Source organism: Rhizobium bangladeshense, assembly GCF_001662075.1.
GTDB lineage: Bacteria > Pseudomonadota > Alphaproteobacteria > Rhizobiales > Rhizobiaceae > Rhizobium > Rhizobium bangladeshense_B.
In genome coordinates, this window is record NZ_LYPL01000002.1 from 379,727 (window position 1) to 401,235 (window position 21,509).

A 21,509-nucleotide genomic window follows, 5' to 3' on the forward strand; every position below is an offset into this window, starting at 1 on the left:
GGCGGCGCCTCAAGTTAAGTCCCTCCCCCTTGTGGGGAGGGGTTGGGGAGGGGCCTTAATTCTCAGTGAAGCCCGCGCGTCTTAAGCCAGGCTTCTGTCAGTTGCCGGAAGCGGCCAGCCATGTCGGCAATCGCCTCCTCGTCGTTCATGGCGCCCGAAAGCCAGGCGCGGGCCGCATCGGCAAAGATCGTCCGGCCGACGGCAAAGCCCTTCACCGAAGGAGCCGCCAGCGTCGCCTCGAAACAGGAGATCAGTTCCTCGGCGGGCGCCTCGAGGCCGAGCAACACGATACCGCGGCACCATGGATCATTTTTGGCAATCACCGCGTCGATCTTCTTCCAGGCTTCGCTGGACGCCTGCGGCTCCAGCTTCCACCAGTCCGGCTTGATGCCGAGCGCATAAAGCTCTTCCAGCGCGGTCGCGATCGTATCGTCCGTAAGCGGTCCGTTCTTGCCGGCGATGATCTCGACCAGCAGCTCGCGGCCGACCTTGCGTGCGGCTTCGAACAGCGTGCGCAGCTTCTCCTGCTGCTCGCTCTTCAATTCGGCCGGGTCGTCGGGATGATAGAAGCACAGGCATTTGATGCAATGGCCGAGGGGCCATTCGACAAGCTGCGAGCCGATATCCTGGCTGAATTCGAAGCGCAGCGGCTTGGAACCCGGCAATTCCACCGGCCGGCCGATCCAGGAAAAATTCTTCGTCGCCGCATCGAAAAAGGCATCGCGGCCGAAGCGTTCGTCGATCAGCATGCCGTAACCGTCGCGGCCGTTCGAAACGCGCGCCGCCGCTTCGACTGCCAGTCGCTTGAAGGCGACGATTTTCTCATGGCCGACGCCGAGTTCATCGGCAACGCTGACAAGTTGCGAGCGGTGATCGATCGCCAGCGCCATCAGCAGCGGGACGTCGCCGCGCCGGGTGGATGCCCAATGAATATGGTTGATCGCCTCGTCCTTGCGCAGCGCCCGATGTTTGCTGCCGGTCTTCAGGAAGAAGTCGAGCTCCGCCCAGGTCGGATATTCCGGCGAGCAGAGCAGACGGGAGACGGCGAAAGCCCCGCAGGCATTGGCCCAGGTGGCGCAGATATTCAGCGGCTCGTCGCGCAGGAAGCCACGCAGGAAGCCGGACATGAAGGCATCACCGGCGCCGAGCACGTTGAACACCTCGATCGGGAAGCCCTGCCCGACGATGCCGGCTTCGAGATCGTCGGCGATCGGCCCGTCATAGACGATGCAGCCCATGGCGCCGCGCTTCAGTACGATCGTCGCCGGCGTCAGGCGGCGGATTTCCTTCAATGCGCCGAGCACGTCGTCGGCGCCGGAAGCGATCAGGATTTCCTCTTCGGTGCCGACGATGAGATCGCAATCAGGCAGCGTCTCCTTCATCTTCGAGGAGACCCGGTCGGATTTGACATAGCGCTCGAAGCCTTCGGCGTGGCCGGCAAGGCCCCAGAGGTTCGGCCGGTAGTCGATGTCGAAGATTACTTTGCGGCCGTTCTCCTTGGCGATGCGGATCGCCTTGCGCTGCGCGGCCTCGGTATTCGGCCGCGAGAAATGTGTGCCGGAAACGAGTACGGCGCGTGACGACTTGATGAAATTTTCGTCGATATCGCCTTCCTCGAGCGCCATGTCGGCGCAGTCGGAACGATAGAAGATCATCGGCGATACGCCCTCGGCCTCGACCGCAAGCAGCACGAGCGCCGTCAGCCGCTCCTTGTCGGTGACGATGCCGTCCGTCGCCACACCTTCGCGCGCCGCCTGCTCGCGGATGAAGCGTCCCATCTGCTCGTCGCCGACGCGGGTGATGAGGCCGGATTTGAGGCCGAGCCGCGCCGTGCCGATGGCGATATTGGACGGGCAGCCGCCGACGGATTTTGCAAAGGAGGCGATATCCTCCAGCCGCGAACCGATCTGCTGGCCGTAAAGATCGACCGAGGAGCGGCCGATGGTGATTACATCAAGCGCCGGCTCCGGCTGTGAGCCCGGATTCGATTGTACCATGATGTCCTCCCGCTAGATTTTGCGCGGCTTCCAGTGCCTGCGAATTTCAATAATGAAACATTGGTTCCGATATTTTGTCAATTCGGAATGTTTATTCCATTTTGGCTTTTCCAGCTTTTGCGTGCAGGCGCTTGCGCCGCCGCTCGGCGATGGCGACCGGCAGTGCCATCGTCAGCGCCATTGAGGCCGACAGCGAGCGGAAGCCGGCGAAATCGGCCTCCGCCACCTCGAACCAATGCGTGGCACAGGCGGCAAGCGGCGAGAAGGCCGAATCGGTGATCGCGATGATGGGGACGCCGCGGTCGGCAAGTTCCTGGCTCTGGCTGAGGCTGTCGGCCGCATAAGGCGAGAAACTCGCCGCGATCGCCGCATCCTTCGGCGTTGCGAACTGCACCATTTCAGGATCGACGCCGTTCGGCGAGGCGACGATCTGGTGGCGGATGTTGAGTTTGGAAAAAGCGTAGGTCATATGCGCCGTCAGCGGATAGGAACGCCGTTTGGCGATCAGATAGATCGTTTCGGCGGCGGCCAGGATATCCACCGCTTTCGTGAACGTATCGCTCTGCACCGTCGCCGCCAGCCGGTTGACCGACTGGCTTGCCGCGGCAATGAAGCCGGAAAGCAGGTTGGCGTCCTCGTCGTCGCCGCTCGCCTGCTCCAGGGTGACGAGCCGTTCTTCATAACTCAGTGTCCGGTCGCGCAGCCTTTCGCGGAAGATGCTCTGCAGATCGGAAAAGCCTTCGTAGCCCAGATGGTGCGCCAGGCGCACCAGCGTTGAGGGCTGGACGTCGGAGGCAGCGGCAATGCTCGCCGTCGTGCCGAAGGCGATTTCGTCGGGGTTGCCGAGCGCGAAGGCGGCGACCTGCGCCAGCCGCTTCGGCATGCTCGCCTTGCGCTCGATGATGGTGCTGCGCAGGCTTTCGAAATCGCGCGGCACGCGTGCGCGCCTCTGGGGGTCGTTATCCATGCCTGCGGCTCACGGGATGAAACAAATATTCCATATTGTCGAGCATAAACGATTTCAAACGACACGCCTAATTGTTTTTAATGGCCTGTAATTCATGGTCTTTAAACAGTTTTCGTCGGGAAGGACGCGGAAGTGCCGGTGAACGGTGTCTTGCCAAAATGATCCAAATATTCCAAAAATCCGCGCGCAGTCGTGGAGGAGACGGAAATGAAGCCACTTGGCATCGGGTTGATCGGCACCGGTTATATGGGAAAGTGCCATGCGCTGGCGTGGAATGCGGTGAAGACCGTATTCGGCGATGTCGAGCGTCCGCGACTCGTGCATCTGGCTGAAGCCAATGCCGGACTTGCTGAGGCGCGCGCCTCCGAATTCGGATTCGAGAAGGCAACCGCCGACTGGCGGGCGCTGATCGCCGACCCGGAGGTCGATGTCGTTTCCGTCACCACACCCAATCAGTTCCACGCCGAGATGGCGATTGCAGCCCTTGAAGCCGGCAAGCATGTCTGGTGCGAGAAGCCGATGGCGCCGGCCTATGCCGATGCCGAGCGCATGCTGGAAACGGCGGAGCGATCCGGCAAGGTGGCCGCCCTCGGCTATAATTACATCCAGAATCCCGTCATGAGGCATATCAAGACGCTTGTCGGTGAGGGCGCCATCGGCGCGGTCAACCATATCCGCGTCGAAATGGACGAGGATTTTATGGCCGATCCCGATGTCTTCTTCTATTGGAAGAGCGAGCTTGCCGCCGGCTACGGCGCGCTTGACGATTTTGCCGTGCATCCGCTGTCGTTGCTCTGGTATCTTTTCGGCCACGTCGAGGCCGTCACTACAGATATGGTGAAGCCCTATGCCGACCGTCCGCTCAGTGCGGGTGGCCGCCGTGCCGTCGAAAATCACGATGCTGCCAACGTGCTGATGCGGCTTGGCGGTGGCATCTCCGCCGTGTTGATGGCGAATCGCGCCGCCTGGGGGCGCAAGGGCCGCATCGCCCTGCAGATTTACGGCTCGAAAGGCTCGATCGTCTACGACCAGGAGCGTATGAATGAATTCGAACTCTATCAGGCCGAGGGGCGTGGCTCCGAACAGGGTTTTCGCAAGATACTGGCGGCACCTGCCCATCGGCCGTATGATCGGTTCATTCCGGCTCCCGGCCACGGCCTCGGCTTCAATGATCTCAAGATCATCGAATGCCGCGAGTTGATCCGGGCAATATCGGGTGAACCGTCGTCGATCGTGACATTTAAAGACGGTCTCAGGATAGAGAAGTCGGTGCATGCCATGGCACAGTCTTTCCACGAGCGTCGCTGGATCGAAATCGGCTGAAGGTAAGAAGCCGCTTTCCGTTGACGGCGCTCCGGGCAGGGGATAGGCCTTGACGTGGTTGTCGGGCGCAGTTTCGGGAGTGAAATCGTGACGGATAGATTGGTGATCATCGGCGCGGGGCAGGCCGGTTTCGCATTGGCGGCCAAGCTGCGAGCATTGAAGGATACGCGCCCGATCAGCCTTATCGGCGCCGAGGATGTGGCGCCCTATCAGCGCCCGCCGCTTTCGAAGAAATATCTGCTCGGCGAAATGAGCTTCGACCGCCTGCTGTTTCGCGACCAGCACTGGTATGGCGACAATGACGTCGACCTTCGCCTTTCCACTTGGGCCGAGGAGATCAAGCCGGACAGCAAGCAGGTTCTGCTGCAGGACGGCTCCGTTCTCGACTACGGCACGCTGGCGCTGGCCACCGGCTCGACGCCGCGCCGGCTGCCGGCCGCAATCGGCGGCGATCTCGAAGGCGTCTATGTCGCCCGCGATAAGCGTGACGCTGATCTGCTCGCCGAGGAGATGCGGCCCGGCCGTCGCGTCCTGATCATCGGCGGCGGTTATATCGGCCTGGAGGCGGCGGCCGTTGCCCGCCATCTTGGCCTTGAGGTCACCGTCATCGAGATGGCCGACCGCATCCTGCAGCGCGTTGCGGCGAAGGAGACGGCCGACATCATGCGCGCGATCCATGAGGCCCACGACGTGGTGATCCGCGAAAAAACCGGGCTCAAGCACCTGATCGGCAAGGACGGCCGCGTCGCTGGTGCGGCACTTTCCGACGGATCGACTATCGACGTCGACTTTGTCGTCGTCGGCATCGGCGTCGTGCCGAACGATCAGCTTGCCAAGGAAGCCGGCCTCGAAGTTGCCAACGGCATCGTTGTCGACGAATTCGCCCGCACTTCCGATTCGGCGATTTTCGCGGCCGGCGATTGCGCGGCCCTTCCCTGGCAGGGTGGGCGCATCCGGCTCGAATCGGTGCAGAATGCCGTCGACCAGGCCGAAGCGGCGGCCGCCGTCATCGCCGGCGGCAACGATCCTTATGATCCCAAGCCCTGGTTCTGGTCCGACCAGTACGACGTCAAGCTGCAGATTGCCGGCTTCAATCTCGGTTATGACGATACGTTGCTGCGCCCCGGCGCCCGCGAAGGCGCCCATTCGGTCTGGTACTTCAGGGAAGGCCGGTTGATCGCCGTCGACGCGATCAACGACGCCAAAGCCTATGTGACCGGCAAGAAACTGCTGGAATCCGGAATTAACCCCGACCGATCGATTCTCGCCGACCCATCCGCCGATCTCAAGAGCCTGCTCGCCTGAGCCGGGAGGCGATGCCGCAAGGAACGAGCCCTTTGCCTGACGCAGGAGGGCGCGGCCCTCTGCTGAAAGGGCGCGATTGCAATGGTTTGGTGAATCTTTGGTCGCGCGCCATTTTGCGATCCGAGAGCCCGCGAATCGGAACCGTTTCGCCATCGCTCTACCCGAGCGCTTGGCGGTAGAGCGAGGTCTCGTATTGAAGAGACGCGCGATCCAATCATGCAGATCACGGGCAGGCACCAATGCCCCGTTACCCAACCCGGTCGAAATGCCGGCCGCTGCATTTCTTCTGATGAAAACTCAAAAAACCCTTGCATTCACAGACCGGTCACCATAGTTAGGCCGCACCGGAGAGGTGGCCGAGTGGTCGAAGGCGCTCCCCTGCTAAGGGAGTATACGTCAAAAGCGTATCGTGGGTTCGAATCCCATCTTCTCCGCCATTTCGATTTCCGCAGCGCATGTCGTCTCTTAGCCTTCGGCCGGAATCGTGGTCGCCTGATCGGCGATGTCTCGCAGTCGTGCGGTGGAGAAATCTCTTCCCTTCGAAGAGAGAGAATCGCCGGCGGGAATCACCTCCCGCGTTCCTGTCCTCGGCGACCTGCGAAAGCGGATCGGTGACCGGCCGGTTACGCTTCCGGCGATCCGGATATCTCCCGCAATGATCAGATTTTGTCAAAAAAACGTCACGAATGTGTCGAAAGGCGCATGTCCAGCCGATTGTCGATCTCTACTAAGCACCCGCAAAATAAGACCTTTCTTAACAAAGGATAAAAGAAATCGAGGCCGGTTGCCCGACTTGTGTCCTTTCAGCAACAGAATGCGCGGAAGGCTCCCTCAAACCCCTCGTTGGAGTAAGTTGGTGATTGCGTGGCGGCCGCCGTCTTGTATTTTCACCCTCGGAAGCAAGGGCGACGGATCGTCCACTTCTTGAAACACGGGGATGGGGCAGGGAACGCTGCTCAGCGAAAGATCCCAAACCCGATCGAAACTTTGAATTGGAGGTCATTTATGAACATCAAGAGCCTTCTTCTCGGCTCCGCTGCTGCTCTCGCAGTAGTTTCCGGTGCTCAGGCTGCTGACGCTATCGTTGCTGCCGAGCCGGAACCGGTTGAATACGTTCGCGTCTGCGACGCTTACGGCACCGGCTACTTCTACATCCCGGGCACCGAAACCTGCCTCAAGATCAACGGTTACATCCGTTTCCAGGTTGACGTTGGTGATCAGCCGACCAATCTCTCCGAGTCTAACGACTCTGACTGGGATGCTCGTACGCGCGGCCAGGTTCAGTTCACCGCCAAGAGCGACACTGAGTATGGTCCGCTGACCGGCGTTATCGTCATGCAGTTCAATGCTGACAACGCTTCGGAACAGCAAGCCAAGCTCGACTCCGCTTACCTCGACATCGCCGGCTTCCGCGCTGGTCTGTTCTACAGCTGGTGGGACGACGGCCTTTCCGGCGAAACCGACGATATCGGTTCTCCGGTCACGCTGCATAACTCGCTCCGTTATCAGTACGAAACCGACGCTTTCTACGCTGGCATCAGCGTCGACGAACTGGAAGACGGCTTCTACAAGTCTGACGAAGAGCCGAACAACGTCGGCGTAGCCGTCGGTCTCGGTGGCAAGGCTGGTGCGTTCAGCTACCAGATCACTGCCGGCTATGACGTCGACAACGAAGAAGGCGCTGTCCGTGCAATGGGTACGGTTGACATCGGTCCTGGTACGCTCGGCCTCGCTGCCGTATACGCTACCGGCCCGAGCTCCTACTACACCAAGGCTGAATGGGCTATCGCTGCCGAATACGCAATCAAGGCAACCGACAAGCTCAAGATCACTCCTGGCGTCCAGTACTACAGCAACTACTACGTTGCAGGCGACGACTTCAGCGATGACGACGCTTGGAAGGTTGGTCTGACGGTTGATTACCAGATCGTCGACAACTTCTACGCCAAGGCTTCGGTTCAGTACCTCGATCCGGAAAACGACGACGACTCGACGGCTGGCTACTTCCGCCTGCAGCGTTCGTTCTAATCTGATCTGACTTCGGTCAATCAGGAAAGCCCGGCTCCCAAGCCGGGCTTTTTGTATCTGCACGAACCGCATGGAGGCGGTTGCGCATCGGGCCTGGACATCGGTGCCGGTTACGGAAACCCGCCGGCTTGCAAGGTTATGGCGCCTTTGCCTGTCTCAAAAGACGCGCGGCTGCAGCAGAACGGTCTCCGTCAGCTATCGGCAGCTGGCGAGGAAAGCTCCAATTGCTGCAGGGATGTCGCCAAGATGGAGCAGGGGCGCATGTCCTTGTCCCTGAGCAGCGTGCAGGACCAGGCTCGGATGCCGGCGGACCATTTCCGCGGCCGTCTCCTTTGAGAGCAGAGCGGTGTTTTCGCCGCGGATCAGCATCAGCGGCAACCGGCTCAGGTTTTCGAATTGCTCCCAGAGCTCGGGCAGCGGCTGGCTGAAATCGACCGATCGCAGCGCCTCGGCGATTGCCGGATCGAAGTCGGCGACAGGTCTTCCGTCGGTGTCGCGGTAAAGCGCAAGCGCCATCTCGCGCCAGTCTTCCCCTGCAAGCGCGGTGAACGAGGCACCGTGATTCTGCTGCAGTATATCGGCCGCCTCGTTCCAATCGGCCGGCTTCCTGCCGCTGTTCAAGTAGTCGCGAATAAGTGCCAGCCCTCCGGCCTCGATCGCAGGGCCGATGTCGTTCAGGATGACGGCTTCGAGAAGATCCGGCCGTGTCGCCGCGATCAGATGCAGTATCAGCCCGCCACGCGATGTGCCGATGAAAACCGCTCGCTCGATGCCGAAAGCCGCGCAGGCGGCAATAATGTCGCCGGCCTCGACGGCGAGAGTGTAATTGGCCTTGTTCTCATCCCATGCGGAATTTCCGCGTCCGCGCGAATCGAGCGCGATCACCCGGCGTGGGCCTGTCTCGTCGCGGCTGAGACGCAGCGCAAGCGGGTGAAAATCCCGGCAATTGCGGGTCAGGCCGGGCAGGCAGATCACCGGCAGCCGTGCGGCGCCTGCCGCCTCACCCGTCCGGTAGTCGCGGGCATAAAGCGTCAGCCCATCGGCAGAAGAATAATATCGTTCGTGGAAACCGCCTGCATCTATGTCCGCCATCGCATCCTCAAGACCTATCTGGGCCCGAAGATGTAGCCTGCTTTTCAAGCCGCGCCAAACGGCTTCAGGAGGCGCTGCGTCCGCCGATCAGGTCGCGCTCGATATCCGTCGGCTGGCCGAGGCGAGCCTTGTAGACTTCGTAATTCTCCATCACCCGCTGCACGTAGTTGCGCGTCTCGGGGAAGGGGATGCGCTCGATCCAGTCGACGATCTCGTCGATCGGCCTGCCGCGCGGGTCGCCGTAGCGGCCGATCCATTCCGGCACCCGCTTCGGCCCAGCATTATAGGCGACGAAGGTGAGAATATAGGAGCCGCCGAAGGCCTCGATTTGTTCGCCGAGATAATGCGCGCCGAGCGTTGCATTATAGCCGGCATCGGCCGTCAGCTTGTCCTTCGAAAAGGTGATGTTGTGGCGCTTGGCCACCGCCTGGGCCGTGCCGGGTAGAAGCTGCAGCAGACCGCGCGCATTTGCTGCCGAAACGGCGGCCGGGTTGAAGGCGCTTTCCTGCCGGGCGATGGCATAGGCGAGCGCCTTGCCGGAGCCGGATATATTGGCATTCGCCGGGATCACCCCGACGGGAAAGGCAAGCGCTGCGACGTCAATGCCCCGGCCATAGGCGATCTTGCCGATCTGCAGCGACAGATGGTGATTGCCCGATTGCTCGGCCTGTGCTGCGAGGATAGCCAGTTCCCCCGGGCTCTGCAGCTGGTCGGCAAGTGCGAGATAGAGAATGTCGGCGCGCCAGCCGTGACCTGCCGCCTCGAGCCGGGTGATCGCCTGCACGGCTTCGCGCGCCTGAAGGCGCTGGCGGTCGGCCGTGCTGGGCGCGGGATAGGCGACATTGAGCGTTTTTCGTCCCAGTCTTTCGGCCGCGAGCTGGCCGTAGAAGGTGCCGGGAAAATTTGCGGCCTTGCCGTAGAATTCGCCTGAATTGCCGGGGCCGCCGGCCTCGGCTGCCCGCCCGAGCCAGTACCAGGCGCGCGACACCGAAATCGGTCCGTTCGACGTCGCCAAAATCTTGCGGAAATGTCTTTCCGCCGTTGTCGGGTCCTGCAGGCCGCGGAGCGCATACCATCCGGCGTGGAACTCGGCCTCGACGATGTCGGTCGGGCTGGTTGCCGCGTAGTTCGCGACGATGCGGTAGGCCGGTTTGAATTGTCCCTGGTCGACGAGGCCGCGGCTGACGATCCGCTGCTCGTTCCACCATTCGCCGGAATTGACGAGTTCGCCGGCTTCGCGCGGCATCTTCTCCAGCAGGGCTGCCGCCTCGGCATATTTGTCCTGCTTGCGCAGATATTCGATCTTCGCAAACAGCAGGCCGGCATCGCCGCGCCATCTCGCGTCGACGGCATTAAGCAGCGCGCCGGCATTGGCGGCTTTGGCGTCGACGGCGGCCCAGGCCTTGTAGAGCGATTGCGCCTCACCCATGTCGCCGAACCGCTTGGCCTGCGCCACCCGGCCGCGATACATCAGATAGTCCATCCGTGCCTTATGGTCGGCCGGCGTCAGCAGGGCGGAGAATTCGACGAGAATCTTGTCTTCACCCGCCTTGTCGAGCGCCTCCGTGCGCCAGAGCTTGCGGATATATTTTGCCGCCTGCGCCTGCTTGCCTGAGGCAACCAGCGCCCGCCCGAGAATGACGGCGCCCTGCATCGTCTCGGGCGCGGTATCGCCGAAGGCGGCAAGCACGGATGATGGGGCGGGGTTTTCATCGTAGAGCGCCCGTTCGGAATAGGCGCGCAGCCGCGAAAGGCCGGGCCATCCCTTGAGCTCCTGCGCTGCTCTGGCGATCTCATAGGAGGGAACGCCCTTCAATCCGGATACGGCGATCGCCCAGGTGAGGATATGGCGGTCAAGCATCCCCTGCCGCATGCTGTCGCGGATCGACAGAGCCAGTTGCGGATTCTTGGCGCTAAGCGCGTCGAGGCCGGTTTTCAAATCACTGGCAACCGGCGCGATGGCGGGATTGCGCGGGATGGCGCCGGTGGTCAGCGCCGCCGGTATCGATGTCTCGGGAACGAAGCCGATCGGCTTGACGTCAGCCGCAGGAAGGTTTTCGCCGGCAAGCGGCGACGCAACGCTGCCCCACGCGGCGGCAACGAAGCCGAAGGCGGTCAGAATCAGGACAGCTTTCTTCATCCGGGATCTCGCACGAAAACACGCCCTACCCATTTGGCTGGAGGCATCTTAACGAAACCTTACCGTACCAGGTAAAATTCATTCACATCTGCTATCGGATTTTGCCCTAAACCGAACTCTCCGCGCTTGTCGCGATGATTTCGGCGCTCTATGGTGCGCAACTCTTAGTCATGGAATGCGGCCGAAGCAAGGACTTGGTCGTGAGGAGCTTTGCATGTTCAATGGGTCCATTCCCGCCCTCGTTACCCCTTTCACCGATGCCGGATCGATCGACGAAGACAGCTTCGCCGCCCATGTCGACTGGCAGATCAAGGAAGGCAGCGGCGGTCTCGTTCCGGTCGGCACGACAGGCGAATCGCCGACACTGTCGCATGCCGAACACAAGCGGGTCGTGGAACTCTGCATCGAAGTGGCCGCAAAACGCGTTCCCGTCATGGCCGGCGCCGGTTCGAACAACACGCGTGAGGCGATCGAGCTTGCCCAGCATGCCGAAAAGGTCGGCGCCGACGCCGTGCTTGTCGTCACGCCCTATTACAACAAGCCGACGCAGAAGGGGCTGATCGCGCATTTTTCGGCGATCGCCGCAGCCGTCGCGCTGCCGATCTATATCTATAATATCCCCGGCCGTTCGGTGGTCGACATGACGCCGGAAACGATGGGCGCGCTCGTCAAAGGGCACAGGAATATCGTCGGTGTCAAGGATGCGACGGGCAAGATCGAGCGTGTCTCCGAGCAGCGCATCACCTGCGGCAAGGACTTCAGGCAATTGTCCGGCGAGGACGCCACGGCACTCGGCTTCAATGCCCACGGCGGCGTCGGCTGCATCTCGGTAACGGCCAATGTCGCCCCGCGCCTCTGCGCCGATTTTCAGGCGGCAACGCTGGCCGGCGAATACGCCCGCGCGCTGGAATATCAGGATCGGCTGATGCCGCTGCACAAGGCGATCTTCCTCGAACCCGGTCTCTGCGGCGCCAAATACGGCCTTTCCAAGCTCGGCCGCATGAGCCGCACCGTCCGCTCGCCGCTGCTGTCGACGCTGGAGCCGGCAACCGAAGCAGCGATCGACGCGGCCATGCGGCATGCGGGGCTGCTCAACTGAGGAGACCGGCCGTCTTCACAAGGCCGGATCGTTCCCTTACATAAAGAGCAAGCAATGAGGGCGCGGCTTTTCGCGCGCCTCGAAGGAAATATCGTCATGGCCCCCAAAGGCAGCCAGCGCGTGGTGAACAAGGTCGTAGCCGAAAACCGCAAGGCCCGCTTCAACTACCAGATCATCGACACTTATGAGGCCGGTCTCGTGCTGATGGGCACGGAGGTCAAGTCGCTGCGCGAAGGCAAGGCCAATATCGCCGAATCCTACGCATCGGACGAGGACGGCGAGATCTGGCTGATCAATTCCTACCTGCCGGAATATCTGCAGGCGAACCGCTTCAACCACGAACCGCGCCGGCGCCGCAAGCTCCTGCTGTCAGGCCGCGAAATCCATCGCCTGCGCTCAGCCGTCAACCGCGAAGGCATGACGCTGATCCCGCTGAAGATCTATTTCAACGATCGGGGACGGGCGAAGATGGAATTGGCGCTCGCCAAGGGCAAGAAACTGCACGACAAGCGCGAATCCGAGAAGGAGCGCGACTGGAACCGCCAGAAGAGCCGCTTATTGAAGGATAATGGCTGAGCCATCAAGCCGCAGCTGATCTGCTCGCGGCGCTTTCGATCACTCCTCGAAATCGCTGGCCGGGGCGACTTCGGCCGGACGTGGCGCCCGCTCCGACGGATCGCGACCGATCTCAGCCTTCAGAGATAAGAGGTCGATGAAATGATCGGCCTGGCGGCGCAGGTCGTCGGCGATCATCGGCGGCTGGGTCGCCATCGTCGAGATCACCGAGACCTTGCGGCCTCTGCGCTGCAGCGCCTCGACCAGGTTGGTGAAGTCGCCGTCGCCGGAGAAAATGACAAGATGGTCGACGGTTTCGGATTGCTCCATGGCGTCGATCGCAAGCTCGATGTCCATGTTGCCCTTGATCTTCCGCCGGCCCATGGAATCGGTAAACTCCTTGGCGGGTTTGGTCACGACCTTGTAGCCGTTGTAATCGAGCCAGTCGATCAAAGGACGGATCGATGAATATTCCTGATCCTCGATCAAGGCCGTATAGTAGTAGGCGCGCAGGAGGTAGCCGCGTTTCTGGAACGCTTTCAAAAGCTTGCGGTAATCTATGTCGAAACCGAGGCTCTTGGATGCAGCGTAGAGGTTGGCGCCGTCAATAAAGAGTGCAATTTTTTCGCGTGGGTCAAACATCGCTTGCCAATTCCTAATGAGAGAAATCGAAATTCGCAGGGCATCAAATTTCAATAAATACAATGGCTTACTGTGATTTTTGATTTGATCCTTACTTTACTAAGTGTTCATATAAGGGAGATTTAGGGCACGATTCGCCATATTCCAAGCAACCTTCGGTGGAATTGTGACATTCTCCATGGAAATTTAGCTCAGCCACGGATAAAGACGAGGGGAGCCGGAATGAAAAACTTGTATTTGCCCGGTTTTAATTGTATCGGGCGTGTTAATCCCGAAATGACGACCGTAAAGGACAGGCAATGGCCCGTGTCACAGTTGAAGATTGCATTGACAAGGTAGAGAACCGCTTCGAGCTGGTTCTGCTCGCCAGCCACCGCGCCCGGCTGATTTCCCAGGGTGCCTCGATCACCATCGATCGCGACAACGACAAGAATCCTGTCGTCGCTCTGCGCGAAATCGCCGACGAGACGCTTTCGCCCGATGACCTCAAGGAAGATCTGATCCACTCGCTGCAGAAGCATGTCGAAGTCGACGAGCCGGAGCCCGATCCGGCCAGCATGATCGCCGCCGGCGGTGTTGCCGCAGCCGACAGCGAGGAGCAGGACGACCTGCCGGAGACGATCACCTTCGACCAGATGTCGGAAGAAGAGCTGCTTGCCGGCATCGAGGGCTTGGTGCCGCCGGAAAAGAGCGACGATTATTAAGCGCGCCGGCCGGTGCTGATCCGGAAAAGAGCGACGATTACCAATCGTCAATCTTGCGCCTTTATTGCTAAGGCATATTATTGCCCATGTGTGCGCCAATCGTTGATTGGCGCGCTTTTATTTTTACCGGAGTGGCTTTGGAATGATGCGGCAGTACGAGCTCGTGGAGCGGGTTCAGCAATACAAGCCCGATGCCAATGAAGCACTGCTGAACAAAGCCTATGTCTACGCCATGCAGAAGCATGGCCAGCAAAAGCGCGCGAGCGGCGATCCCTATATTTCCCATCCGCTCGAGGTCGCCGCCATCCTCACCGACATGCATCTCGACGAATCGACGATTGCGGTTGCCCTTCTGCACGATACGATCGAAGATACGACGGCGACGCGTGCCGAGATCGACGAACTCTTCGGCGAGGATATCGGCCGTCTGGTCGAGGGCCTGACGAAGATCAAGAAGCTCGATCTCGTCACCAAGAAGGCCAAGCAGGCGGAGAACCTACGCAAGCTGCTGCTGGCCATTTCAGACGATGTGCGCGTGCTGCTCGTCAAGCTTGCCGACCGCCTGCACAATATGCGCACCCTCGATCACATGTCGGCCGACAAGCGCGCCCGCATCTCCGAGGAGACGATGGAAATCTATGCGCCGCTCGCCGGCCGCATGGGCATGCAGGACATGCGCGAGGAGCTGGAGGAGCTCTCCTTCCGGCACATGAACCCGGAAGCCTATGAGACCGTCACGAAAAGGCTCGAAGAGCTCTCCAAGCGCAACGAGGGCATCGTCAAGAAGATCGAGGCCGAGTTGCGCGACCTGCTGGTCGCCAGCGGCCTGACGAGCGCCTATGTCAAGGGCCGGCAGAAAAAGCCCTATTCGGTCTTCCGCAAGATGCAGTCGAAGTCGCTGTCCTTCGAACAGCTTTCGGATGTCTACGGCTTCCGTCTGATCGTCGAGGACATCCCGTCCTGCTATCGCGCGCTCGGCATCGTGCATACGCGCTGGCGTGTCGTACCCGGCCGCTTCAAGGACTATATCTCGACGCCGAAGCAGAACGACTACCGTTCGCTGCATACCACCATCGTCGGTCCCTCCAGCCAGCGCATCGAACTGCAGATCCGCACCAAGCGCATGCACGAAATCGCCGAATTCGGCATCGCCGCCCACACGCTCTATAAGGACGGCGCCACCAATGCCGATGGCGACATCCTTTCACGCGAATCCAATGCCTATTCCTGGCTGCGCCATACGATCGAGGCGCTCGCCGAGGGCGACAGTCCGGAAGAATTCCTCGAGCACACCAAGCTCGAGCTTTTCCAGGACCAGGTCTTCTGCTTCACGCCGAAGGGCAAGCTGATTGCCCTGCCGCGCGGGGCCACGCCGATCGACTTCGCCTACGCCGTTCACACCAATATCGGCGACACCACGGTTGGCGCCAAGATCAACGGCCGCATCATGCCGCTGGTGACGCGCCTGGCCAATGGCGACGAAGTCGAGATCATCCGCTCCGGCGTGCAGGTTCCGCCGGCCGCCTGGGAGGAGATCGTCGTCACCGGCAAGGCGCGCGCCGCCATTCGCCGCGCCACCCGCATGGCCATTCGGAAGCAATATGCCGGCCTCGGCCACCGCATTCTCGAGCGCACTTTCAACCGGGCCGGCAAGATCTTCTCGCGCGAGGCGATGAAGCCGGCGTTGCACCGTCTCGGCCAGAAGGACGTCGAGGATGCGATCGCCGCCGTCGGGCGCGGCGAGATGTCCTCGCTCGACGTGCTGCGCGCCGTCTATCCCGACCATCAGGACGAGCGCGTCACCGTCAAGCCTTCCGGCGACGACGGCTGGTTCAACGTCCGCAGCGCCGCCGGCATGATCTTCAAGATCCCCGGCAAGACCAAGGCCGGGGCCGAGGGCGGCCACTCCGAAGTCGACGCCGATGTCGATATCGGCCCGATCCGCGGCCTGTCCGGCAATGTCGACGTCAAGTTCGCCTCGACCGGCGCCGTGCCCGGCGACCGGATCGTCGGCATCATGGATCAGGGCAAGGGTATCACCATCTATCCGATCCAGTCGCCGAGCCTGCAGCGCTTCGATGATCAGCCAGACCGTTGGATCGATGTCCGCTGGGACCTCGACGAAGCCAACAAGTCGCGCTTCATGGCGCGCATCATGGTGAATGGATTGAACGAGCCCGGCACGCTCGCCAAGGTCGCCCAGACGGTTGCAAGTCTTGACGTCAATATCCGCCTGCTGAACACCGTCCGGGTGGCGGCCGATTTCACCGAAATGATGCTCGAAGTCGAGGTCTGGGATCTGCGTCAGCTCAATCAGCTGCTCGCCCAGATGAAGGAACTCGATTGCATCGCCACGGTCCGGCGGCTCTACGAATAGGCTTTGTTAAGCCTGTCATTGGCAGCTGATCGAGAATTTGCACATTTTATAACCGTTTCAAGGTCAGGCTCGCGCATCGAAGTGGCAATGTATGCATTCAATGCATGGCTGTCCCCATGTTGCGGGCGGTGGTAATTAACCTCTGCCGGGACTATCTTCTGATCGTCCAAAACGTAAACAGAAGATGAGACAAGGAAATGTTTGATCCTATCAGGAAAATCGCTCGCGCTCTTCGCGCTCCGACTACGCAGGAACGTGAAATGGCCTATCTGAACGGCTCGTTCGATCGTATCGATCTCGAGTTTCGTCAGCGCCAAGTCGACCGCGGCCTGTTCCGCAGCCGCTAATAGCGGATTTATACTTGGATGAGTGGGGGACGTTGCGTTACGAACGCCCCTCGGCATGAAGCCGCTGCTCCGCAGAGAAAATTGAGTAGCTGTTTTGCGGGTGGTATCATTTGCCGCTCTTGTCACGGTCCTGTGCGGTGCACTAAATAGCCGCCATGTTATTTCGCCGTCGCAAGCCTGCGGGTTTCAAGGAAAAGATGCGGGAGCTTCTGTGGCCCCGAAAAGGTTTCCTTCGCCCGATCCGTTATCTGACAATGCGCATTCTGCGCCTGAGCGCTTCGCCGCATGCGGTTGCGGCCGGCGTCGCCGCGGGTGTCTTCGTCTCGTGGACGCCGTTCATCGGCGTGCATTTCGTCATGGCTTTCGTCATCACCTATTTCCTCTCGGGCAATATGGTGGCGGCCGCCCTCGGCTGCGCTGCCTTCGGCAATCCGCTGACCTATCCCTTCATCTGGGGCATCACTTGGGAAATCGGCCATCTGCTGTTGAGCCGTGAGGATCATCTGGCCGGTCAGGCGGTGGATCTCACTGCCCTCTTTCACAAGCTGAACTTCACCGAATTATGGAAGCCGGTGCTGGAGCCGATGCTGATCGGCGCCATTCCGCCGGCCGCCGTGACCTCCGTTGCACTCTATGCGTTGACGTTCTACACCGTGAAGGGGTTTCAGACGCGCCGCCGCACGCGCCTGATGGAGCGGGCGCGCCTGCGTCTGGCGGGGCCGGTCAGCGACATGCCGAGCGTATGAAACCCGTGCAGAATGCTAAAGCGACGGAAGGGTCCGGCATGATCATCGGCATTGGCAGCGATCTGATCGACATTCGCCGTGTCGAAAAATCGATCGAGCGCTTCGGTGAGCGCTTCACTCATCGCTGTTTCACCGAGGTCGAGCGGGCCCGTTCCGACCGCCGGGCAAACCGTGCCGAATCCTATGCCAAGCGGTTCGCCGCCAAGGAAGCCTGTTCCAAGGCACTTGGCACGGGCCTCGCCCAGGGTGTCTTCTGGAAGGACATGGGTGTCGTCAACCTGCCGAGCGGCAAGCCGACCATGGTTCTGTCAGGCGGTGCCGCCGCAATCCTCGAATCGATTCTGCCCACCGGCCATAGGGCCGCCATTCATTTGACAATAACCGATGATTATCCCTTGGCGCAGGCCTTTGTTATCATCGAGGCGTTGCCTGAGAGCCTCTGATCGTGGCCTCGGGTAGCGCTGATCGCGACCTCTCGTCGCTTTTGATGTTGTCGCCATTGCCGCAACCGGCCGAAGCCGCTAGAACAGGATGATCTGAAGCCGGCCGGCCTGAATCCTGTTCTGGACTAAAGAATTGGAGCATGATGTTGTCCGAAAGCTGCTGACACTTTTCGGCATCATGCCCTACAGCGCCGCGCGTCTCTTCAGGTGCGCCGAGGACGCCCGTAGCACTTTGAATTGCTGCATAATTTCCTAAATCGATTTTTTTTAGGGAATTATGCAGTAAGAGAACGACAGAAAGAATTGCGCCTCTGCGGCGTCTTGAAGGAATAAGACTGCGTGTCCGAAAAAGTCCAAACCAAGCCGAACGCCCTCTGGGAAAATATCAAGGTCATCATTCAGGCGCTGATTTTGGCGATGGTGATCCGAACCGTGCTGTTCCAGCCCTTTACCATCCCGTCCGGCTCGATGATGCCGACGCTGCTCGTCGGCGACTACATCTTCGTCAATAAGTTCGCTTACGGCTATTCGAAATATTCGCTGCCCTTCTCTCCCGATATCTTCAGCGGTCGCCTATTCGGCTCGGAGCCGAAGCGTGGCGACATCGTCGTTTTCCGCTTCCCGCCCAATCCCGATATCGATTACATCAAGCGCTGCATCGGTCTGCCGGGCGACCGCATCCAGGTCACCGACGGCGTGCTCTACGTCAACGGCAAGCCGGTTCCGAAGGTTGCGGACGGCAGCTTCACCTCGGATTACAAGCTCGATCCGGGTGAGGACGTACCGGTCTTCCGCGAAACGCTGGACGACGGCAAGACCTACGACACGCTCGACCAGTCTCCGGTCTCGCGCGGCGACAACACCCGTGAATTTATCGTGCCGGAAGGCCATTATTTCATGATGGGCGACAACCGCGACAATTCCCTCGACAGCCGCTTCGATGTCGGCTTCGTGCCGGCTGAAAATCTCGTTGGCCGCGCCAGCGTCATCTTCTTCTCGCTCGGCAACGACACGTCGTTCCGCGAAATCTGGAAGTGGCCGACCAATATGCGCTGGGACCGCCTTTTCAAGGTTGTTGAATGAGCAAGGCGCAGACGCTTTCTGCGGCGGACCGCGCAAAGCTTGAAATCCTGATCGGTCATGACTTCGCCGAAAAGGCCCGCCTGGATCGCGCGCTGACCCATGCCAGCGCCCGGACGGAAAAGGGCGGCAATTACGAGCGGCTGGAGTTTCTCGGCGACAGGGTCCTCGGGCTCTGCATCGCCGAGCTCCTGTTCCGCACCTTCGGCACGGCGGGGGAAGGTGAGCTCTCGGTTCGTCTCAACCAGCTCGTCAGCGCCGAAACCTGCGCTGCAGTCGCCGACGAACTCAATCTTCACCTCTATATCCGCACCGGCGCCGATGTGAAGAAACTGACCGGCAAGCGCATGATGAACGTGCGCGCCGATGTCGTCGAAAGCCTGATCGCCGCGATCTATCTTGATGGCGGTCTCGAGGTCGCGCGCCGCTTCATCCTGCGCTACTGGCAGGGCAGGGCGGTCAGGGCCGATGGCGCCAAGCGCGACGCCAAGACCGAGCTGCAGGAATGGTCGCATGCGAAATTCGGCGTCACGCCAATCTATCGGGTTGATGAACGCAGCGGACCGGATCATGATCCGCGCTTCAAGGTGACGGTGGAAGTTGCTGGCATAAAGCCGGAAACCGGCGTAGAGCGGTCGAAGCGTGCCGCCGAACAAGTGGCGGCGACCAAGATGCTCGAGCGCGAAGGCATTTGGCAGCAATCGCCTGCCGGAAACTGACGGACAATGACACAAGAAGAAGATATCGCGGCCGAAGCTGCTGCAGAAACCCATGGCCCGACGCATTCGGGCTTCGTCGCGTTGATCGGTCCGACCAATGCCGGTAAGTCGACGCTGGTCAATCGCCTCGTCGGCGCCAAGGTCTCGATCGTCAGCCACAAGGTGCAGACGACCCGCGCGATCGTGCGCGGCATTGCCATTCACGATAATGCCCAGATCGTCTTCATGGATACGCCGGGCATCTTCAAGCCGCGCCGCCGGCTCGACCGCGCCATGGTGACATCGGCCTGGGGCGGCGCCAAGGATGCCGATCTGATCATGCTGCTGATCGACAGCGAGCGCGGCCTGCGCGGCGATGCCGAAGCCATCCTCGAAGGGCTCAAGGAGGTCCAGCAGCCGAAGATCCTGGTGCTGAACAAGATCGACCGCGTCAACCGCGAGGATCTGCTGGCGCTGGCGGCCAGCGCCAACGAGAAGGTCGCTTTCGAACGCACCTTCATGATCTCGGCCGAAAACGGCTCCGGCTGCGACGACGTCATGGACTATCTGGCGGCGACCCTTCCCGAAGGGCCGTGGTACTATCCGGAAGATCAGATCTCCGATCTGCCGATGCGTCAGCTCGCCGCCGAGATCACTCGCGAGAAACTGTTTCTGAGGCTGCACCGGGAGCTTCCCTATTCCTCGCATGTCGAAACGGAGAAGTGGGAAGAGCGCAAGGACGGTTCGGTGCGCATCGAGCAGGTGATCTATGTCGAGCGCGACAGCCAGAAGAAGATCGCGCTAGGCAAGGGCGGGGAAACCATCAAGGCGATCTCGACGGCGTCCCGCAAGGAATTGTCGGAGATTCTCGAACAGCAGGTTCACCTCTTCCTGTTCGTCAAGGTCCGCGAGAATTGGGGCGACGATCCCGAGCGGTTCCGTGAAATGGGTCTCGATTTTCCGAAATAGCAGTGGCAAGGATTTTATCGGGCAGACGCCAGCCCCTTGTTTCCTTGGAAAAAAACCGCTTCGTTGCGGAACGAATCCATGGCTTTGCGCATTCCCTGCTCGACGGTGAGTCGATGAGGGGCCGCCGGTTTGCAAGACCGCGGGAGCAGGCATGGCAACGTCGAGACCGATCCATTCCTTCAAGACCCCATGCCAGCTGTGTCCCTTGCGGCCCCTGCCGCATTTCAGGGAGTTCAGCCCCGACGAACTCGATTTCGTCTCCCGCTTCAAGCGCGGCGAGCTCGCCGTCGATGCCGGTTCCACCATCCTGGTCGAGGGCGCCCACAGCGCCCATCTTTTCACCGTGCTTTCCGGTTGGGGCTTCCGCTACAAGATGCTGGAAGATGGCCGCCGCCAGATCCTGAATTACGTCATGCCGGGCGACCTGATCGGCCTGCAGGGAACGATTGCCGGCGAGATGCAACATTCCATCGAAGCGCTTTCGCCGGTTTCCCTCTGCGTCTTCGAGCGGGACAGGCTGATGACGCTTTATAACAGGCATCCCTCGCTCGCCTTCGACATCACCTGGATCGCCGCGCGCGAGGAGCGGATATTGGATGAACATCTGCTCAGCATCGGCCGCCGCACAGCACTGGAAAGAGCGGCCTATCTGATCGCGTTTCTGTTTGAGCGCGGCAGGAAGCTCGATCTTTTCAACGGCCGCAAATTCATCCCCATCACTCAGCAGCACATCGCCGACACACTCGGTCTTTCCATCGTTCATACCAACAAGACTTTGAAGAAACTCAGCGAACGGGGATTGATCCGCTGGCAGGAGCGCGGCTGCGAGGTGCTGAACGGTGAGGAACTGATGGCTATCGCCGGCTGGGATGGGCTTGGAGAGGGCAAGCGCCCCTTTATCTAAAGCATGGCGCGCAAAAGTGCTCCGCGTCTTGCGATAAGGAAACACGCGAAAAAGACGTGAAGCGCGAGGGTGTGAGCTGAAGGTTGCGGTGCG

At 60.5% G+C, this 21,509-nt stretch carries 19 protein-coding genes and 1 tRNA gene; 15 read left to right on the forward strand and 5 right to left on the reverse strand.

Annotated features, from left to right (window positions below; translation table 11 throughout):
• Nucleotides 1–62: 62 nt before the first annotated feature.
• On the reverse strand, nucleotides 63–1,997 hold the full coding sequence (locus A7X77_RS05830; RefSeq protein ID WP_064682051.1) for a bifunctional 5-dehydro-2-deoxygluconokinase/5-dehydro-2-deoxyphosphogluconate aldolase: 1,935 nt from the start codon (nucleotides 1,995–1,997) through the stop codon (nucleotides 63–65).
• A gap of 91 nt (nucleotides 1,998–2,088) precedes the next feature.
• Nucleotides 2,089–2,964, reverse strand: a complete 876-nt coding sequence (locus A7X77_RS05835; RefSeq protein ID WP_064682052.1) for a MurR/RpiR family transcriptional regulator — start codon at nucleotides 2,962–2,964, stop codon at nucleotides 2,089–2,091.
• A 207-nt stretch (nucleotides 2,965–3,171) separates the two neighbouring features.
• On the opposite strand from A7X77_RS05835, the gene A7X77_RS05840 reads away from it, so the two are divergent.
• The 4 genes from A7X77_RS05840 (at nucleotide 3,172) to A7X77_RS05855 (ending at nucleotide 7,620) form a co-directional block, all read left to right on the forward strand.
• Nucleotides 3,172–4,287 carry a Gfo/Idh/MocA family protein gene (locus A7X77_RS05840; RefSeq protein WP_064682053.1) on the forward strand — a complete coding sequence of 372 codons (1,116 nt, stop codon included), beginning with the start codon at nucleotides 3,172–3,174 and terminating at the stop codon, nucleotides 4,285–4,287.
• Nucleotides 4,288–4,374: 87 nt separating this feature from the next.
• Nucleotides 4,375–5,592 carry an NAD(P)/FAD-dependent oxidoreductase gene (locus A7X77_RS05845; RefSeq protein ID WP_064682324.1) on the forward strand — a complete coding sequence of 406 codons (1,218 nt, stop codon included), beginning with the start codon at nucleotides 4,375–4,377 and terminating at the stop codon, nucleotides 5,590–5,592.
• A 346-nt stretch (nucleotides 5,593–5,938) separates the two neighbouring features.
• Nucleotides 5,939–6,029: transfer RNA gene (locus A7X77_RS05850), tRNA-Ser, on the forward strand.
• Between the two features lie 568 nt (nucleotides 6,030–6,597).
• Nucleotides 6,598–7,620: a porin gene (locus tag A7X77_RS05855; protein ID WP_064682054.1), complete on the forward strand. Its 1,023-nt coding sequence runs from the start codon at nucleotides 6,598–6,600 to the stop codon at nucleotides 7,618–7,620.
• A 195-nt stretch (nucleotides 7,621–7,815) separates the two neighbouring features.
• Here A7X77_RS05855 and A7X77_RS05860 read toward each other — a convergent pair whose 3' ends face one another.
• Complete coding sequence (locus tag A7X77_RS05860; RefSeq protein WP_064682055.1) at nucleotides 7,816–8,712, reverse strand: alpha/beta fold hydrolase; 897 nt, start codon at nucleotides 8,710–8,712, stop codon at nucleotides 7,816–7,818.
• A gap of 64 nt (nucleotides 8,713–8,776) precedes the next feature.
• Nucleotides 8,777–10,852 carry a lytic transglycosylase domain-containing protein gene (locus tag A7X77_RS05865; protein ID WP_064682056.1) on the reverse strand — a complete coding sequence of 692 codons (2,076 nt, stop codon included), beginning with the start codon at nucleotides 10,850–10,852 and terminating at the stop codon, nucleotides 8,777–8,779.
• Nucleotides 10,853–11,066: 214 nt separating this feature from the next.
• Here A7X77_RS05865 and dapA point away from each other — a divergent pair, with 214 nt between their 5' ends.
• Together dapA and smpB are read left to right on the forward strand one after the other, a co-directional pair.
• A complete protein-coding gene (dapA, locus tag A7X77_RS05870) occupies nucleotides 11,067–11,951 on the forward strand; it encodes a 4-hydroxy-tetrahydrodipicolinate synthase (RefSeq protein ID WP_064682057.1) in 885 nt (294 codons plus the stop codon).
• A gap of 96 nt (nucleotides 11,952–12,047) precedes the next feature.
• On the forward strand, nucleotides 12,048–12,527 hold the full coding sequence (gene smpB, locus A7X77_RS05875) for an SsrA-binding protein SmpB (RefSeq protein ID WP_064682325.1): 480 nt from the start codon (nucleotides 12,048–12,050) through the stop codon (nucleotides 12,525–12,527).
• A gap of 39 nt (nucleotides 12,528–12,566) precedes the next feature.
• Here the strand turns inward: smpB and A7X77_RS05880 are convergent, their stop codons facing one another.
• Entirely contained in the window at nucleotides 12,567–13,148 is a 582-nt protein-coding gene (locus tag A7X77_RS05880) for an NYN domain-containing protein (protein ID WP_038687915.1), read from the reverse strand.
• A gap of 299 nt (nucleotides 13,149–13,447) precedes the next feature.
• Here A7X77_RS05880 and rpoZ point away from each other — a divergent pair, with 299 nt between their 5' ends.
• The 9 genes from rpoZ (at nucleotide 13,448) to A7X77_RS05925 (ending at nucleotide 21,416) form a co-directional block, all read left to right on the forward strand.
• Nucleotides 13,448–13,852, forward strand: a complete 405-nt coding sequence (rpoZ, locus tag A7X77_RS05885; RefSeq protein ID WP_003574261.1) for a DNA-directed RNA polymerase subunit omega — start codon at nucleotides 13,448–13,450, stop codon at nucleotides 13,850–13,852.
• A 142-nt stretch (nucleotides 13,853–13,994) separates the two neighbouring features.
• Nucleotides 13,995–16,229 carry a RelA/SpoT family protein gene (locus tag A7X77_RS05890; protein WP_064682058.1) on the forward strand — a complete coding sequence of 745 codons (2,235 nt, stop codon included), beginning with the start codon at nucleotides 13,995–13,997 and terminating at the stop codon, nucleotides 16,227–16,229.
• Between the two features lie 197 nt (nucleotides 16,230–16,426).
• Entirely contained in the window at nucleotides 16,427–16,576 is a 150-nt protein-coding gene (locus tag A7X77_RS05895) for a DUF3563 family protein (RefSeq protein ID WP_004675049.1), read from the forward strand.
• Between the two features lie 155 nt (nucleotides 16,577–16,731).
• On the forward strand, nucleotides 16,732–17,322 hold the full coding sequence (locus A7X77_RS05900; protein WP_064682059.1) for a DUF2062 domain-containing protein: 591 nt from the start codon (nucleotides 16,732–16,734) through the stop codon (nucleotides 17,320–17,322).
• 38 nt (nucleotides 17,323–17,360) lie between these two features.
• Nucleotides 17,361–17,765 (forward strand): holo-ACP synthase, encoded by a 405-nt coding sequence (acpS, locus tag A7X77_RS05905; RefSeq protein WP_064682060.1) that lies wholly within the window; start codon nucleotides 17,361–17,363, stop codon nucleotides 17,763–17,765.
• 339 nt (nucleotides 17,766–18,104) lie between these two features.
• The gene (gene lepB / locus A7X77_RS05910; RefSeq protein ID WP_064682061.1) at nucleotides 18,105–18,848 is read left to right on the forward strand and encodes a signal peptidase I; all 744 of its coding nucleotides are present in this window, start codon (nucleotides 18,105–18,107) and stop codon (nucleotides 18,846–18,848) included.
• A complete protein-coding gene (gene rnc / locus A7X77_RS05915) occupies nucleotides 18,845–19,564 on the forward strand; it encodes a ribonuclease III (protein WP_064682062.1) in 720 nt (239 codons plus the stop codon). The genes lepB and rnc overlap by 4 nt, the downstream gene beginning before the upstream one ends.
• A gap of 6 nt (nucleotides 19,565–19,570) precedes the next feature.
• Nucleotides 19,571–20,512: a GTPase Era gene (gene era / locus A7X77_RS05920; protein WP_064682063.1), complete on the forward strand. Its 942-nt coding sequence runs from the start codon at nucleotides 19,571–19,573 to the stop codon at nucleotides 20,510–20,512.
• A gap of 151 nt (nucleotides 20,513–20,663) precedes the next feature.
• Complete coding sequence (locus A7X77_RS05925; RefSeq protein WP_064682064.1) at nucleotides 20,664–21,416, forward strand: Crp/Fnr family transcriptional regulator; 753 nt, start codon at nucleotides 20,664–20,666, stop codon at nucleotides 21,414–21,416.
• Nucleotides 21,417–21,509 lie beyond the last annotated feature (93 nt).

Excerpts from the sequence above, each read along its gene's own strand:
- A7X77_RS05925 (WP_064682064.1), top strand. The coding sequence starts at position 20,664 with ATGGCAACGTCGAGACCGATCCATTCCTTCAAGACCCCATGCCAGCTG.
- smpB (WP_064682325.1), top strand. The coding sequence starts at position 12,048 with ATGGCCCCCAAAGGCAGCCAGCGCGTGGTGAACAAGGTCGTAGCCGAA.
- A7X77_RS05895 (WP_004675049.1), top strand. The coding sequence starts at position 16,427 with ATGTTTGATCCTATCAGGAAAATCGCTCGCGCTCTTCGCGCTCCGACT.
- dapA (WP_064682057.1), top strand. The coding sequence starts at position 11,067 with ATGTTCAATGGGTCCATTCCCGCCCTCGTTACCCCTTTCACCGATGCC.
- A7X77_RS05880 (WP_038687915.1), bottom strand. The coding sequence starts at position 13,148 with ATGTTTGACCCACGCGAAAAAATTGCACTCTTTATTGACGGCGCCAAC.
- A7X77_RS05840 (WP_064682053.1), top strand. The coding sequence starts at position 3,172 with ATGAAGCCACTTGGCATCGGGTTGATCGGCACCGGTTATATGGGAAAG.
- A7X77_RS05835 (WP_064682052.1), bottom strand. The coding sequence starts at position 2,964 with ATGGATAACGACCCCCAGAGGCGCGCACGCGTGCCGCGCGATTTCGAA.
- rpoZ (WP_003574261.1), top strand. The coding sequence starts at position 13,448 with ATGGCCCGTGTCACAGTTGAAGATTGCATTGACAAGGTAGAGAACCGC.
- acpS (WP_064682060.1), top strand. The coding sequence starts at position 17,361 with ATGATCATCGGCATTGGCAGCGATCTGATCGACATTCGCCGTGTCGAA.
- A7X77_RS05860 (WP_064682055.1), bottom strand. The coding sequence starts at position 8,712 with ATGGCGGACATAGATGCAGGCGGTTTCCACGAACGATATTATTCTTCT.
- A7X77_RS05830 (WP_064682051.1), bottom strand. The coding sequence starts at position 1,997 with ATGGTACAATCGAATCCGGGCTCACAGCCGGAGCCGGCGCTTGATGTA.
- A7X77_RS05890 (WP_064682058.1), top strand. The coding sequence starts at position 13,995 with ATGATGCGGCAGTACGAGCTCGTGGAGCGGGTTCAGCAATACAAGCCC.
- A7X77_RS05900 (WP_064682059.1), top strand. The coding sequence starts at position 16,732 with ATGTTATTTCGCCGTCGCAAGCCTGCGGGTTTCAAGGAAAAGATGCGG.
- era (WP_064682063.1), top strand. The coding sequence starts at position 19,571 with ATGACACAAGAAGAAGATATCGCGGCCGAAGCTGCTGCAGAAACCCAT.
- A7X77_RS05865 (WP_064682056.1), bottom strand. The coding sequence starts at position 10,852 with ATGAAGAAAGCTGTCCTGATTCTGACCGCCTTCGGCTTCGTTGCCGCC.
- A7X77_RS05855 (WP_064682054.1), top strand. The coding sequence starts at position 6,598 with ATGAACATCAAGAGCCTTCTTCTCGGCTCCGCTGCTGCTCTCGCAGTA.
- rnc (WP_064682062.1), top strand. The coding sequence starts at position 18,845 with ATGAGCAAGGCGCAGACGCTTTCTGCGGCGGACCGCGCAAAGCTTGAA.